This window comes from Nonomuraea sp. NPDC050733 (genome assembly GCF_040654215.1).
Classification (GTDB): Bacteria; Actinomycetota; Actinomycetes; order Streptosporangiales; family Streptosporangiaceae; genus Nonomuraea.
In genome coordinates, this window is record NZ_JBFAHO010000005.1 from 373,437 (window position 1) to 388,211 (window position 14,775).

Below are 14,775 nucleotides of genomic sequence, written 5' to 3' on the forward strand. Positions count from 1 at the left end.
CTCGCGCCACCGGGTGTCAGCGGGGCGTAGCCGACACGGACGTACGTGGTTGCGCCCCCGGCAGGGCGGCGAAACGTCGGGTCGAGATGGCGACGAGGAGTCCGAGTGCGGCGTAGGCCGCGCCGAGCAGGCTGGCGGCCGGCCATCCCGCGGCGCTGTAGGCCCAGGTGGTGGTGATCGCGCCGAGCGCGGAGCCGAGGGAGTAGAAGGCCATGTAGGCGCCGATGACGCCACTGCTCTGGTCGGGGCGGGCGGCGGTGAGCAGGTGCTGGCTGCTGACGTGAACGGCTTGCACGGCGAAGTCCAGGACGATGACGCCGACGATCAACAGCCACAGGGATGATCCCGCCTGGCCGATCAGCGGCCACGAGGCTGTGAGCAGGGCAAGTGACCAGCCGGTGACCGAGGGCGCCAGACCTCGGTCGGCCCATCGGCCGGCCCGGGCCGCGCCCAGCGCCCCGGTGAGACCGGCGAGTCCGAACAATCCGATGTCGGTGGTGCCGAGGCGCCATGGCGCGTCGCCGAGCGGGAGCGCGAGCCCGCTCCACAGCGTGCCGAAAGAGGCGAACAGGAAGAACGCGACCAGTCCCCGGCTGAGGAAGAGCCGGTCGCCGACGACCAGACGACCGACCGATGACAGCAACTGCCCGTACCGGGCGCGGGGCCGGCGGAGGTCGGCCTTGAGGGTGAATCGGGCGGCGAGCGCGAGCACCGCGCAGAGCCCGGCGATGACGAGGTAGACCATGCGCCAGTCGGCCAGCTCGCCCAGCGTGCCCGCGACCACCCGCACTCCGAGGATCCCGATGACCACGCCCGAGGTGACCGCTCCGATGTTGCGGCCGCGCTCGCCGGCCGGCGAGACGGCGGCGACGTAGGCCACCGTGATCTGGACGACCACGGCGAACAGCCCGGCCAGGGCCAGGCCCGCGATCGCGATGCCACCGCTGGGTGCGGCGGCGGCCACCACCGCACCTGCCGCCGTGAGCAGCAGGTGCACCATGATCAGCCTGCGGCGGTCGAACAGGTCACCGAGCGGGACCAGCAGCACCAGCCCCGCCAGATAGCCGATCTGGCCGGCGGCGACCAGCCACCCCAGTGCCCCTTCCCTCAGCCCGAGGTCCTCGCCCGCGGCCTCGAGGACCGGCTGGATGCCGTAGATGGCCGACACCGCCACCGCGCACACCAGCGCGAGCACGGCCCGCTGCCTCCCGGTCAATCCTGACGACATGTCACCCTCCGATAAGTTGCGAAATGCAACTCACCTGACGCTAGGGCATACTGGTTTCATATTGCAACTCATCGCGGAGGGCCCAGTGGACGTCGCACTCGCTGCGGGAAGCTCGTGGACCGACCCGGCCTGCCCGGTCGCACGGACGGTCGACCTGATCGGCGACCGGTGGAGCCTGCTGATCATCCGCGACGCGATGGACGGGGCGACGACCTTCACCGAGTTCCATCAGCGGCTGGGGATCGCCCGCAACATCCTCACCGACCGGCTCCGCAGGCTGGTCGAGCACGGCATCCTTGACAAGAGCGCCGCCACCGACGGCAGACGGCACACCTACCGGCTCACCGAAGCCGGGCAGGACCTCTTCACGGCCGTCGTCGCTCTCCGCCAATGGGGCGAGCGGCACGCCTTCGCCCCGGACGAGCCGCACTCCGTTCTCGTCGACGACCAAGGGCGGCAGCTTCCCGAGCTCCAGCCGCTCGGCCAGGACGGCGCGCCGCTCTCCGCTGAGGCGTCGCACGTCCGGAAGACCGCCTGAGCCCAGCCGCGCTTCCATCTCGGCGTCGCTCGCCGCCCCGCCGGGTGCCCATGAACGCTGGGACGGCATTCCTCCGGTCCCCAGCCGACCCTCGCATATGGTGACGAAGCATCGGAAATCTAGAATGATGCGGTGACCGATGCAACGAGCCCCAATGACCTCAAAGCCCTGCACGACGGGTTGAAGTGGGCCAAAGCTGGTCCCGGCGTCATTTCCGCCTGGGTGGCCGACATGGACCTGCCCACGGCCCCCGCGGTGACCGAAGCCCTGCGGCGGCGCGCCGATGGCGATCTCGGCTACCCGGTCTGGCTCGACGACCCTGGCTGCGGGCCCCTGGCGGAGGCGTTCGCCGAGCGCATGGCCGCCCGCTACTCCTGGAGTCCCGACCCGGGTTTCGTGCGTACCTTCACCGACATCAACCAGGCCCTCCAGGTGCTCCTCCACCTCTGCACCCGGCCGGGCGACGGGGTGGCGCTCCACACCCCGGCCTACCACCCGTTCCTCGGCACGCTGGAGACCATGAACCGGCCGCTCACGCCGCTCCAACTCGTGCCCGACGAGGGCGACTCGTGGCGGTTCGAGGTGCCCGACCTGTCCGGGTGCCGGGCGCTGCTGCTGGTCAACCCGCAGAATCCGACCGGCCGCGTCTTCACCCGGCAGGAGCTTGAGGAGCTGGCCGAGCACGTCGAACGGCACGACCTCCTGGTCATCTCCGACGAGATCCACGCGGACCTGACGTACGCCCCGAACCAGCACATCCCATTCGCGACGCTCCTGCCCGAGCGGACGGTCACGCTGACGTCCGCCACCAAGGCGTTCAACCTGGGCGGCATCCGCTGCTCGGTCGCCCACATCGGCTCCCCCGCCGTGCGTGCGGCGCTCGCCGCGCAGCCGCCGTTCCTGTACGGGTCGTCGCATCTGTTCGGTGTGGAGGCCACCATCGCCGCGTGGCGGCACAGCGACGCCTGGCTGGAGGAGACCGTCGCCCTGTTGGACCGCAACCGCAAGACGATCGCCGCCCGCCTGCCCGAGGGGGTGGGCTACCGCCTGCCCCAGGCGACGTACCTGGCCTGGCTCGACTACGGCCGTCCCGGCATGGCGGAGGTGCTGGAGCGGGAGGCCAAGGTCCTGCTGAGCGACGGCGCGGCGTTCGGCCCGGGCGGCGAGGGCCACGTACGGCTGAACTTCGCCACCACGGAGCCGATCCTCAGCGAGGTCCTGGACCGCCTCCAGCGATAGCCCTGCCGTGGCCCGCCCGGGTCGCCGCGAGCCGACGCGTCAGCCGGGCGGGTGACCGGGCGGTGGTGAGGCCGCCCGGTCGAGGCGCCGGTGGAGGGGTCACCCGGTCATGGCGCCAGTGGGGGAAGGGACGGCGGCGTGGCGGCCGGGCGCTCCTCCAGGGCGGCCAGCGCCAGCTCCACCGCCTTCTCCAGTTGCGGGTCGCGTCCCGCCACCCGGTCCTGCGGGGTCGTCACCACCTCCACGTCCGGGTCCACGCCGTGGTTCTCGACGCCCCATCCCGGGCCCTCCAGCCAGAAGGAGTACCGGGGCTGCGTCACGACCGTCCCGTCCACCAGCGAGTAGCGCGAGTCGATGCCGATGACCCCGCCCCAGGTACGGGTGCCGACGAGCGGGCCGAGGCCGCGGTTCTTGACGCCGGCGCTGACGATGTCGCCGTCCGATCCGGCGAACTCGTCCGTGACCGCCACGATCGGGCCGCGCGGCGAGTCCTCCGGGTAGCGCATCGGCTCGTAGCCGCGCGCGTGCGACCAGCCGGTGACCCGGCGGGACAGCTTCTCCAGCACCAGCTCCGAGGTGTGGCCGCCGCCGTTCTCCCGGACGTCCACGACCAGGCCCTCGCGGGCCATCTCGGTGCGCAGGTCGCGGTGGAACTGCGCCCAGCCCGACGCCACCATGTTCGGCACGTGCAGGTATCCGAGCCGGCCGCCCGACGCCTCGTGGACGAACGCCCTGCGCCCCTCGACCCACTCGTGGTAGCGCAGCGGGGTCTCGTCCTCCAGCGGCGTGACGACGACACGGCGCGTATCACCGCCCGACGCGGGCCGTACGGTCAGCTCGACGGGACGGCCGGCCGTGCCGGACAGCAGCGCGAGCGGGCCCCGCACGGCGTCGACCGGGCGCCCGCCGACGGCGACGATCGCGTCGCCGGGCCGTACGGCCACGCCGGGCGCGAGCAGCGGCGAGCGGGCGTCGTGGTCGGACGACTCGCCGGGCAGGATGCGCGTGACCCGCCAGGTGCCGTCCTCGTCGCGGGCCAGGTCGGCGCCGAGCAGCCCCTGCCGGCGGCGCGGGTCGGCGGGCGCGGCGTTGGCGCGGGCGTAGGCGTGGGACGTGCCCAGCTCGGCCTGCACCTCCCACAGCAGGTCGATCAGCTCGGAGTAGGAGCCGATGCGCTCCACGAGCGGCAGGTATCGGTCGAGGACGGCCGGCCAGTCGACGCCGTTCATGTCGGCGCGCCAGAAGTGGTCGCGCATGAGCCGGCCCGCCTCCAGGTAGCTCTGCCGCCACTCCGCGACCGGGTCGAGCTGGACCATGACCCGGTCGAGGTCGACGGTGACGACCTCGTCGCCCTCGCCGGCGGAGCGGGTCTGCAGGCCGTTCTTGCCGTTGGTGACGAGCCGGGTGCCGTCGCCGCTCACCTCGAAGGCCCGCACCTCGGCGCCGAGCTCGGAGCGGGAGCGCTTCTTGAGGTCGTAGCGTTCGAGCACGATCTCGCCGGCCGGCTCGGTGCCGTCGCCGAGCTGGCCCGACAGCGGGTGGCGCAGCCAGAGCAGGGCGTCCTTGGCGGCACGCAGGTTGCCGTAGCGGCCGGCGGGCACCGGCACGGGCACGACGCGGGAGGCGAGCCCCTCGGGGTCCACCTCGGTCCGCGGGGGCGCGTCGTCCTTCTTGTCGTCCTGCGCGGGCTTGTCGTCCTCGCCGTTGAACCCGCGTCCCTGCAGGCTGGGGTCGAACGGCGACGGCGTGGTGGCCCGCAGGGGGACGATGTACGGCCGGCAGCCCACGGGGAACGACAGGTCGAACACGTGCGCGTCGTACACCGGGTCGAACGTGCGCACCGACAGGAACGCCAGGTGCTTGCCGTCCTTGGTGAAGACGGGGTCGTAGTCGGCGAAGCGCAGCGGGGTCACGTCGATGACGGACGTGCCGTCGAGGCGGCCCATCCTGATCCGCGACAGCGGCTCCTGGTGCGGGTGGACCCAGGCCAGCCACGCCGAGTCTGGCGAGAACGTCAGCCCGCTGATGTCGCCGTGCTCGGTGCGGTCGAGCTCCCTCAGCGTCCCGGTCTCGGCGTCGACCACCAGGAGGCGCCCGTCGTGGGTGGCCACGGCCACGTGCTTGCCGTCGGGGGCGGCGGAGAGGGCGAGCACCCGGCCGAGCTCGCCCGCGGCCAGCGTGCGGATCTCACCGCCGGGGGTGCCGACTTCGAGGCCGTCCTCGCCGGTGGTGTCCGAGACCCAGACCGCCTTGCCGTCGGCGCCGAGCACGCGCGGCAGCCGTACCCGGACGCCTGGCCGCGCCCGGAGCGCGCCGGCCGGTCCGTCGCGGTGGGTGACCCAGTGGGCGGTCCCGCGGATCTCGACGGCGCTCGCCCGCCCGGTCGCGTCGGGCGAGAAGCCGCCGACGCGGGCGGGCGCCGGTCGGGCGGCGCGCGCCGGGCGCGGCCCGCTCAGCCTGACATCCAGCTTGTACGGCTCCGCGTCGAGCCCGTCGAGCAGCCACAGGTCCCCGGCGTGGGCGTAGACGACCCGCCGCCCGTCGGTGGAGGCGTGCCGGGCGTAGAACTCGGTGTGAGAGGTGTGCCGGCGCAGGTCGGAGCCGTCGGGCAGGGAGGAGTAGACGTTGCCCGTGCCGTCGGTGTCGGCGAGGAACGCGAGGCGGTCGCCCACCCACATGACCGACCAGTACTGCGCGTCGCTGTCGGCGAACAGCCGGGCGAACTCCCCGTTCCCGTCGGCGTCCACCCAGATCTTGCCCGCGGTGCCGCCCCGGTAGCGCTTCCAGTGCGACGGCTCGCGGAACATGGACGACACGGTCGCCACCCTGATGCGGCCGGCCCCCGGACCGCCGTCACGGTCCGCGCCGGCCTCCTCCGGCCCGGCCCCGATCACGGCCGCCTCGCTCACCCATCCGTACGGCAGGCGCGTCGCCGGTCCGCCGTCCAGCGGGATCGCGTACGCCCAGGTCCGCGCCCGGCCGCCCTCGCCCGCGGCGGTGACCGCGAGCACGTCGCCGTCGGGGGTCCATCCCCGGGTCGCGGTCGTGGCGTTGCCCCAGTGGGTCAGCCGGTCGCCCTGCGGGCCGTCGACCTCCGCGGCGAACACCTCGGGCGCCCCCTCCCGGTGGCTGGTCCACGCGATGCGCGCGCCGTCGGGCGAGAACCTCGGGAAGGAGACGGATGCGCGGTCGGCGGTGAACCGCCACGCCCTGCCGCCCGTCACAGGTGCCAGCCACACGTCGTCGTCGGCGACGAACGTGAGCAGGTCACCCCACAGATGCGGATATCTCAGGTATGCGCCAGTTGTCACACGTGAACCCTAGTGCCGTCGGTCCGGATGCCGAGAAGGGTTTTCCGCCCGCGACCCGGCCTGGCGCACGACTCGTCGCCGGGAGCGGTGCAAGTCACGGTCAAGATGGCGGGCCGGGACGGATGCTCACCGGCCCTGCGGGAAAGGGACAGCACATCCCAAACTCCACATTCCCACTGTCACATTCCCACTGTGAGGAACCATGAGACTCTTCCCCAAGGCCCATCAGATCCCGGCCCGCCTGGCCGCCGGCGCGTACATCTTCAACGCCGGCATCGACTTGGCCGGCGCCGACCCGGACACGGCCGCGGGCGTCCACGGCATGGCGGCCGGCACGTACCCGTTCCTGGGCAAGCAGGACCCGGCGCGGTTCGTCAGCCTGCTGTCGAAGGCGGAGGTCGCGGTGGGCGCCGCCCTGCTGGTGCCCGTGGTGCCCTCGTTCGTGGCGGGGGCCGCGCTGACCGCGTTCGCGGGCGGCCTCGTCGGCCTCTACCTCAGAACGCCGGGCATGCGCCGCGAGGGCAGCCTGCGGCCGTCGCAGCAGGGGATCGCACTGGCCAAGGACTTCTGGCTGCTCGGCATCGGGCTCAGCCTGATGGCAGAGGAGCTGCTGGACCGGTAGGGATCTCCGGTCTCGTGAGCTAGCCGCGTGCCTCCTGGGGTAGCCCGCTCATCATGGTACAAATCGGCTACACCCTGATGTGCGAGCAGACACCGCCCCGGCAGCTCGTCGACGACGCCGCCAGGGCCGAGCAGGTCGGCTTCGACTACGCCGTCATCTCCGATCACTACTTCCCGTGGGTGGAGGAGCAGGGCCACGCGGCCTACGCCTGGTCGGTGCTGGGCGCGGTGGCGCACGCCACCGAGCGGCTCCCCCTCATGACGTACGTGACCTGCCCGATCATGCGTTACCACCCGGCCGTGGTCGCGCAGAAGGCCGCCACCATGGGAGTGCTCAGCGACGGGCGCTTCACCCTCGGCCTCGGCTCGGGCGAGAACCTCAACGAGCACGTCATCGGCGAGGGCTGGCCGTCCGCCGACCGGCGGCACCGCATGTTCCGCGAGGCCGTCACCATCATCAGCGAGCTGTTCGGCGGCCAGTACGTCACCTACGAGGGCGAGTTCTACGACGTCGACTCGGCCAAGTTGTACGACCTGCCGGAGCGGCCGGTGCCGATCGGGATCGCGGCCTCGGGCGGGCGCTCGGCCGCCATCGCGGCGGAGTACGGCGACCTGCTGATCATCAACGAGCCGATGCCTGAGGTGGTCGGGCAGTTCGCCCAGGCCGGAGGTGCGGGCAAGCCGGTGTACGGCCAGCTCGCCCTGTCCTACGACACCGATGCCCAGGCGGCCAAGGAGCGCGCCCACCGGCTGTGGCGCTGGTCGGCCGCCGGGTGGAAGGTCATGGCCGAGCTGCCGGGGCCGGTGAACTTCGAGGCGTACTCCCAGTTCGTCACGCCCGACGACGTGGCCTCCAGCGTGCCCTGCGGCAGCGACGTGGAGGCGGTGGTGGAGGCGGTCAAGAAGTACACGGACGCGGGGTACACGCACGTCGCCCTGGTGCAGGTCGGGCACGACCAGCAGGAGCCGTTCTTCCGCTGGGCCGAGAAGGAGCTGCTGCCGGCCCTGCGCTCCCTGTGACCGTCCGCGCCCGGGGGTGCGTCTCTCCATGCATGAGCCCCCACCGGCTCGTACGGCCGGCGGGGGCTCATCCGCGGTCATGGGTCAGGGGACGATGTTGACCAGCTTGGGCGCCCGGACGATCACCTTGCGGGGCTGGCCGTCCAGGTAGGCGCGGACCTTGTCCGAGCCCAGCGCCAGCGCGCGCAGCTCGTCCTCGGCGATCGAGGGCGAGACCTCCAGGCGGTCGCGGACCTTGCCGGCCACCTGGACGACGCAGGTCACGGAGTCCTGCACCAGCAGCGCCGGCTCCGCGACCGGCCAGCCGGCCAGCGCGACCGTCGAGCCGGTGTGGCCCAGCCGCTCCCAGCCCTCCTCGGCGGTGTAGGGGGCGACCAGCGACAGCATCACGGCCAGCGCCTCGGCGGCCTCGCGCACCGCCGGGTCGGCCGCGCCGGGGCCGGAATCGATGGCCTTGCGGGCTGCCGACGTCAGCTCCATCAGCCGGGCCACCGCGACGTTGAAGCGGTGGGACTCGACCAGCTTGGTGACCTCGTCGATGGTGCGGTGGGTGAACTTGCGCAGCTCCAGGTCGCCGCCGTCGAAGGAGACGCCCGGCTCGCTGCTCACCTCGTCCATCACCCGGAAGGCGCGGGCCAGGAACTTCTGCGAGGCGGCCGGCGAGACGTCGGCCCAGTCGATGTCGTCCTCGGGCGGCCCGGCGAACACCATGGTCAGGCGGACCGCGTCGACCCCGTAGGCGTCGATCTGCTGGCCCAGGTCGACGCCGTTGCCCAGGGACTTGGACATGGCCTTGCCGCCGTTGATCACCTGGCCCTGGTTCAGCAGGCGCAGGAACGGCTCGGTGAAGTCGACCATGCCCATGTCGTGCAGGACCTTGGTGAAGAACCGGGAGTACAGCAGGTGCAGCACGGCGTGCTCGACTCCGCCGACGTACTGGTCGATCGGCCCCCACTTGCGGACCTGCTCGACGTCGAACGGGCCGTCGGTGTAGCCGGGCGAGCAGTAGCGCAGGTAGTACCAGGACGAGTCGACGAAGGTGTCCATCGTGTCGGTGTCGCGCGTGGCGCGGCCGCCGCACTTGGGGCAGTCGACGTTGACCCAGTCGGTGGCGCTGGCCAGGGGGGAGACGCCCTTGGGCGCCAGCGCCTCGCCGCGCAGGTCGGGCAGCGTGACGGGCAGCTGGTCGTCGGGGACGGGCACCTCGCCGCAGTCCAGGCAGTGGATGATCGGGATCGGCGTGCCCCAGAACCGCTGGCGCGACAGCAGCCAGTCGCGCAGGCGGAAGTTCACCGAGGCGGTGCCCCTGCCCTCGGCCGCCAGGATCTCGATGATCCTGGTGATGGCCTCGGTCTTGGTCAGGCCGTCCAGGGGGCCGGAGTTGACCAGGGTGCCCTCGCCGGGCGTCGCCTCGCCGGTCTCGCCGGGGTCGGCCAGGCCGGTGTGGACGACGACCTTGACCGGCAGGCCGAACTTCAGCGCGAAGTCCAGGTCGCGCTGGTCGTGGGCGGGCACGGCCATGATGGCGCCGTGGCCGTAGTCGGACAGCACGTAGTCGGCCGCCCAGACCGGGATGCGCTCGCCGTTGACCGGGTTGATCGCGTAGCGGCCCAGGAAGACGCCGGTCTTCTCCTTGTCGGTGGACAGCCGCTCGATGTCGCTCAGCTTGGCGACCTCGGCGCGGTAGGCCTCGAACTCCTCGCGCCGGTCGTCGGTGACGATCTCGTCGGCCAGCGCGGCGTCGACGGCCACCACGAAGAACGTCGCGCCGAACAGCGTGTCGGGGCGGGTGGTGTAGACGTGGACGGGCTCCTCGCGGCCCTCGATCTCGAAGAGCACGTCGGCGCCCTCGGAGCGGCCGATCCAATTGCGCTGCATGGTCAGCACGCGGTCGGGCCAGCCGCCCTCCAGCTGCGCCATGTCGTCCAGCAGCCGCTCCGCGTAGTCAGTGATCTTGAAGTACCACTGCGTCAGCTCGCGGCGGATGACGTCGGCGCCGCACCGCTCGCACTTGCCGGCCACGACCTGCTCGTTGGCCAGCACGGTCTGGTCGTTGGGGCACCAGTTGACCAGGCCGCCCTTGCGGTAGGCCAGGCCCCGCTCGAAGAACCGGTTGAACAGCCACTGGTTCCACCGGTAGTACTCCGGGTCGCTGGTGTGCAGGCGGCGCGACCAGTCGAAGGAGATCCCGTAGCGGCGGAAGGACGTGGCCTGGGTCTCGATGTTGGCGTAGGTCCACTCGGCCGGGTGCGCGTTGCGCTTGATCGCGGCGTTCTCGGCGGGCAGGCCGAAGGAGTCCCAGCCGATGGGGTGCATGACGTTGTAGCCGCGCTGCATCCAGTAGCGCGCGACGACGTCGCCGATGGCGAACACCTCGCCGTGCCCCATGTGCAGGTCACCGGAGGGGTAGGGGAACATGTCGAGCATGTAGCGCCGCTCCCGGCTGTCGGCGGCGTCCTCGCCCGCCCGGAACGGGTCCAGCTCCTCCCACCGCTGCTGCCACTTGGCCTGCAGCGCCTGCGGATCGTACTCACTCACGGCGAATGTCCTTCTGCCTCGACTCGGACCCATAAGAAAACCCCCCGTGCGCAGGACGAGGGGCAGCCGCGACGGCGAGAGCTCAGGGCCGTCGCGGCCCGCTAAGAAGCAGGGTCGCGGAACGCATAGGTCAAGCCTAGCGCACCTCATCAGGACTTTGCCGATACTCGACGATGACCGTCGGGCGCAAGGGGGGGTCACCAGCCGATTCCCGGCCCATGAGATCTGATGGTGATCCATCCGTTGTGACCTCATATGTCCCTTTAGATTACGCTCGACGCCGTGGTACACCCCGTCGAGCCCCACCGATCCCTGGCCGGCCTGCCCATGCAGGATCCCCCCACGGATCCGCACGGCTTCGCGCGTTTCGCTGCGGAACCCCCCGACTCTCCTGGAAAATCCCATGAGATCATGTCCGACACGTCAAAAGCGGACAGAACACCACCAGGAGGTACGGGAGCAATGGCAACGGAGCATTCCGGAGCACAGCACCTGCCACCATCCTGGCCCGAGGTGCCGCCCCGGGAGGGATCCTCGCGCGGGGACTCCCGCCAGTCCCCGTCCGCCAGGCGCGCCCAGTCCTCCGAGCGGCCCGCCCAGCACTCCTGGCAGGAGGCCGCCTCGCCGTCGCACACATCGTGGCCCGACGTGACCGTCGCCTCCGGCGCCCCGAACGCCTCCAACGCCTCCAACGCCTTGAACGCCTCCTGGCCCGAGACGCCGCGTCAGGACGGCCCGGCCGGCCGGCATGACGGCATGAGGGACGGCATGAGGGACGGCGGGCGGGGCGGCTCCCGGGAGCCCGTCCACCGCGATCCCGTGCCGGCCTGGCAGGACCCCTCCAGCTCCCCGTCCTCGCCCTCCAACGCCTGGTCCAACCTCAGCTCCCCGGCTCCGTGGCCGCCCGCCGACAGCGCCCCCGTGCGCCCGTCGTCCGCCGACGCCATGGAACGCACGATGACGTACGGCGCCGGCACGCCGCTGAACGACCACGCCATGCCGCAGGGCCCGCACACCGCCCGGCTCGACGACCGCTCCCACGAACGGCCCCAGCCCGTGCCGCAGGGCTCGTACGGCGACGGCATGCCGCTGGACGAGCGGGCCGCGTCCCAGGGGCGCGAGCGCACGCGGCCGGGCGGCGACCGCCCCGGCCCCGGCCACCCCGCGAACGCGCACCCCGGCGCCGGGCACCCGCCGGCGGGCCCGGCCGGACGCGACGCCGCCGGCCACGCCCAGCACGCCCCCGGCCAGGCGTACCCGGCCGAGGGCCGGCAGCCCGGACGGCACGGAGAGCAGGAACACCCCGGACAGCAAGGACAGCCCGGACACCCGGGACAGCAGGGACCCCCCGGACAGCACGGGCACCCTGGCCAGCCGGGTCACCCCGGACAGCAAGGCCGGCACGGACAGCACGGGCAGCTCGGACAGCACGGGCAGCCCGGACACCCCGGCGAGCACGACCAGCAGGGGCAGCCGGACCAGCCCGGCCAGCCGCGTCCCGGCTCCAACCTGAGCCGCGACCCGTCCGACCCCGACCGCCCGTTCGTGACGGCCGGCCAGATCAGCGGCTCCCGGACGCCTCCCCCCGACCGCCAGCAGGAGCTCTGGAACAACGTCTTCGGCGACGAGTACGAGGGCATGGGCGAGCCCGACTCGCTGGACGAGCCGGGCAAGCCGATCTGGATCTACGCCCTGGCCGGGTCCGTCTCGATCGCGCTCGTGGGCGCCCTGCTGTGGGCGTTCCTCGCGGGTCCGCTGGCGGGCGACAAGGAGACGCCCGCCGCCGCGGACACGGCCAAGCCGTCGGCCTCGTCCACTCCCAGGACCACCAGGTCGTCCACCTCGCTCGGCCGCCTGAAGACGTATCCGGGCAAGGCCGCGCCGGTCGTCGGCACGGTGTCCGACACCACGGCCGGTCTCAGCGTCCCGCGGCTGGGCGGCACCTGGCAGCTCGACCAGCGCGGCACGGTCCGCGGCACGTACGGTTTCGTCACCCGCCAGTACGTCAAGACGGGCACCGACACCTACGCCCAGATCCTCACCGGCCCGCTGCCCGCGGCCATGGCCTCGTCCTTCACCTCGGAGAAGGACCTGGAGCCGGCCATCAAGAGCGTCGTGGTCAACGCCCGCAAGCGGTTCTTCCCGGAGGGCAACACGGTCCGCAAGATCGCCCAGCAGCCGCTCAAGGTCGGCAACTCCACGGGGCAGCTGATCGCGTACTCGCTCACCTCGGCCTCGGGCAACGCCACGATCGTCACGGCCGCCGTCAACACGGGCAAGGACGTGCCGGCGATCGTGTACATGTCGGTCCCGGCCACGGGCAAGCAGCTCCTGCCCGACGTGAACACGGTGGTCAGGCAGCTCAAGGTGATCAGCCAGTAGGCGGCGACGCCGTCAGAACGTGCACTCCATGTGCTTGATCCCGTTGATGAAGCTGCTGTGCAGCCGGTCCGGCCGGCCGCCCTCGATCGTGGGGACGCGGCGCAGCAGCTCGCGGAACATCAGCGTGATCTCGCGCCGCGCCAGGTGCGCCCCGAGACAGAAGTGGGGGCCCGGGCCCCCGAAGCCGACGTGCGGGTTGGGGTCGCGGGTGATGTCGAACCGGTAGGGGTCGGCGAACACCTCCGGGTCGCGGTTGGCCGCCCAGTAGAACAGCACCACCTTCATGCCCGCCGGGTAGAGCTGGCCGTTCAGCTCGAAGTCCCGGGTCAGCTTGCGGCGCATGAAGTTCACGGGTGAGGCGAGCCGGACGATCTCCTCGACGGCGCCGGGGGCTCGCCCGTCGATGTCCTCCAGCCACAGGGCGCGCTGGTCAGGGTTCCTGGTGAGCAGCCGCAGGCCGTACGAGATGGCGTTGCGGGTGGTCTCGTTGCCCGCCACCACCAGGAGGATGAAGAACGAGCCCAGCTCCTGCATGGTGAGCCGCTCGCCGTCGATGTTGGCGTTGACCAGCGACGAGGTCAGGTCGTCGGTGGGGTGCTCGGCGCGGTAGGCGGCGAGGTCCTGGACGAGCTGCTGGAGCTCCATGCCGGCCGTGAGCAGCCTCTCGGCCACGCCGGCCAGGTCGCCGCCGGAGTACTCGGGGTCGAAGCCGCCGAGGATGATGTTCGAGCGCTCGAAGACGAACTGGTAGTCGCGCTCGGGGATGCCCATCATGTCGCAGATGATCTTCAACGGCAGGCGGGCGGCCACGTCCGTCACGAAGTCGGCCCCGGGGCCCTTGGCGAGCAGGTCGTCCACGATGCGCGCGGCGGCGACCTCCACGTCCGTCTCGAACTGCTTGATCATCTTTGGCGTGAACGACCGCGAGACGATCCGGCGCAGGCGGGCGTGGCGCGGGTCGTCCATGTTGATCATCGAGCCGAAGTACTCGGCGAACTCGGCGGGCATGTCCGGGATGTTCGTCGCCCCGCCGTCGCCCGAGCAGAAGATCTCCGGGTGCCGGCTGACCTCGACGATGTCGGCGTGCCTGGCCAGGGCGTAGTAACCCGGACCCTTCGGGGCGAAGGAGATCTCCATCTCCTCGAAGTAGGGCGGCCGCTCCAGCGAGCGGATCAGGTCGAACGCCCGCTCCCGCTCGGCCATGGGCCTGGACCAGAAGGCCTGGTCCGAGAGATCGAAGTCGAGGGCACTCATAGGGCCATCATTTGGGCAAGTGGCCACTTACGTCAATGGTCGTGACGTACAGCGTACGTGCTCGTCCTGGAGCCCGGGAAATTCGTTCGGCCGCGCGGCCGGTGATCGCTAGCATGGCCGCGTGCAGTTCTTCTTCTTCCTGCGTTAGCGACCCGCCGGCGGGTCGCGGACGACCCACCGCCGGCGATGCGGGGCGGCCAAGGGGCCGTCCCGGGTCGCGACGTTGGAGAAGGACACGTGCGTGCTTTCGCCGTGGCCAGGGCGGTGCGTGGCATCGAGCCCCTGGTGGCCGCGGAGATCATGGAGTTGGGTGTCGTCCGGAGGCTGCGCCACCGCGAGGTGTGGTTCGAGGCGGCCGAGCCGGGACCGGGGCTGCCGGGGCTGCTCGGGTTGCGGACGGCCGACGACGTGCTGCTGGCGGCGGCCGTCGTGGACGGGGTCGGACCGGGGCGCGCCGCGCTGGCACGCCTGCGCCGGGCCGCCGCGGACGCCGACGCGGAGACGCCGCTGAAGATCCGCCGGGCGGCGGCGCCGCCCGGCGGCCCGGGCGGGCGGGGCCCGCCGGTCCGGCTGGGGGGGCCGGCCGGCCGGGGGGGGGCCGGGGGGCGGGGGGGGGGGGCGGCGGTGGGGGGGCGGGGCGGCGA

Annotated in this window: 9 protein-coding genes and 1 pseudogene; 6 read left to right on the forward strand and 4 right to left on the reverse strand. The window is 72.1% G+C overall.

All coding sequences use genetic code 11. The features are described from left to right. Positions 1–16: 16 nt before the first annotated feature. Entirely contained in the window at positions 17–1,228 is a 1,212-nt protein-coding gene (locus AB0H64_RS13460) for an MFS transporter (RefSeq protein ID WP_357623537.1), read from the reverse strand. A gap of 85 nt (positions 1,229–1,313) precedes the next feature. On the opposite strand from AB0H64_RS13460, the gene AB0H64_RS13465 reads away from it, so the two are divergent. Together AB0H64_RS13465 and AB0H64_RS13470 are read left to right on the forward strand one after the other, a co-directional pair. Continuing rightward, positions 1,314–1,766 carry a helix-turn-helix domain-containing protein gene (locus AB0H64_RS13465; RefSeq protein WP_357623539.1) on the forward strand — a complete coding sequence of 151 codons (453 nt, stop codon included), beginning with the start codon at positions 1,314–1,316 and terminating at the stop codon, positions 1,764–1,766. Positions 1,767–1,898: 132 nt separating this feature from the next. Beyond that, positions 1,899–3,005, forward strand: a complete 1,107-nt coding sequence (locus AB0H64_RS13470; protein WP_357623540.1) for an aminotransferase class I/II-fold pyridoxal phosphate-dependent enzyme — start codon at positions 1,899–1,901, stop codon at positions 3,003–3,005. A 107-nt stretch (positions 3,006–3,112) separates the two neighbouring features. On the opposite strand, the gene AB0H64_RS13475 is transcribed toward AB0H64_RS13470, so the two are convergent. Further along, the gene (locus AB0H64_RS13475; RefSeq protein WP_357623541.1) at positions 3,113–6,316 is read right to left on the reverse strand and encodes a PDZ domain-containing protein; all 3,204 of its coding nucleotides are present in this window, start codon (positions 6,314–6,316) and stop codon (positions 3,113–3,115) included. Between the two features lie 202 nt (positions 6,317–6,518). Here AB0H64_RS13475 and AB0H64_RS13480 point away from each other — a divergent pair, with 202 nt between their 5' ends. Both AB0H64_RS13480 and AB0H64_RS13485 read left to right on the forward strand, forming a co-directional pair. Continuing rightward, entirely contained in the window at positions 6,519–6,938 is a 420-nt protein-coding gene (locus AB0H64_RS13480) for a hypothetical protein (protein WP_357623542.1), read from the forward strand. 53 nt (positions 6,939–6,991) lie between these two features. Then, a complete protein-coding gene (locus AB0H64_RS13485) occupies positions 6,992–7,957 on the forward strand; it encodes an LLM class F420-dependent oxidoreductase (RefSeq protein WP_357623544.1) in 966 nt (321 codons plus the stop codon). Between the two features lie 84 nt (positions 7,958–8,041). Here AB0H64_RS13485 and leuS read toward each other — a convergent pair whose 3' ends face one another. Then, positions 8,042–10,528: a leucine--tRNA ligase gene (leuS, locus tag AB0H64_RS13490; protein ID WP_357623545.1), complete on the reverse strand. Its 2,487-nt coding sequence runs from the start codon at positions 10,526–10,528 to the stop codon at positions 8,042–8,044. A gap of 429 nt (positions 10,529–10,957) precedes the next feature. Between leuS and AB0H64_RS13495 the strand changes: the two genes are divergently transcribed. Beyond that, positions 10,958–12,877 (forward strand): hypothetical protein, encoded by a 1,920-nt coding sequence (locus AB0H64_RS13495; RefSeq protein WP_357623546.1) that lies wholly within the window; start codon positions 10,958–10,960, stop codon positions 12,875–12,877. Between the two features lie 12 nt (positions 12,878–12,889). Here the strand turns inward: AB0H64_RS13495 and AB0H64_RS13500 are convergent, their stop codons facing one another. After that, a complete protein-coding gene (locus AB0H64_RS13500; RefSeq protein ID WP_357623548.1) occupies positions 12,890–14,131 on the reverse strand; it encodes a cytochrome P450 in 1,242 nt (413 codons plus the stop codon). Positions 14,132–14,368: 237 nt separating this feature from the next. On the opposite strand from AB0H64_RS13500, the pseudogene AB0H64_RS13505 reads away from it, so the two are divergent. After that, a pseudogene (locus AB0H64_RS13505) lies at positions 14,369–14,775 on the forward strand (hypothetical protein); the annotation flags it as partial.

Bases quoted from the DNA above. Each gene is read 5' to 3' on its own strand.
- AB0H64_RS13500 (WP_357623548.1), bottom strand. From the start codon at position 14,131: ATGAGTGCCCTCGACTTCGATCTCTCGGACCAGGCCTTCTGGTCCAGG.
- AB0H64_RS13495 (WP_357623546.1), top strand. From the start codon at position 10,958: ATGGCAACGGAGCATTCCGGAGCACAGCACCTGCCACCATCCTGGCCC.
- AB0H64_RS13485 (WP_357623544.1), top strand. From the start codon at position 6,992: ATGGTACAAATCGGCTACACCCTGATGTGCGAGCAGACACCGCCCCGG.
- leuS (WP_357623545.1), bottom strand. From the start codon at position 10,528: ATGGGTCCGAGTCGAGGCAGAAGGACATTCGCCGTGAGTGAGTACGAT.
- AB0H64_RS13460 (WP_357623537.1), bottom strand. From the start codon at position 1,228: ATGTCGTCAGGATTGACCGGGAGGCAGCGGGCCGTGCTCGCGCTGGTG.
- AB0H64_RS13480 (WP_357623542.1), top strand. From the start codon at position 6,519: ATGAGACTCTTCCCCAAGGCCCATCAGATCCCGGCCCGCCTGGCCGCC.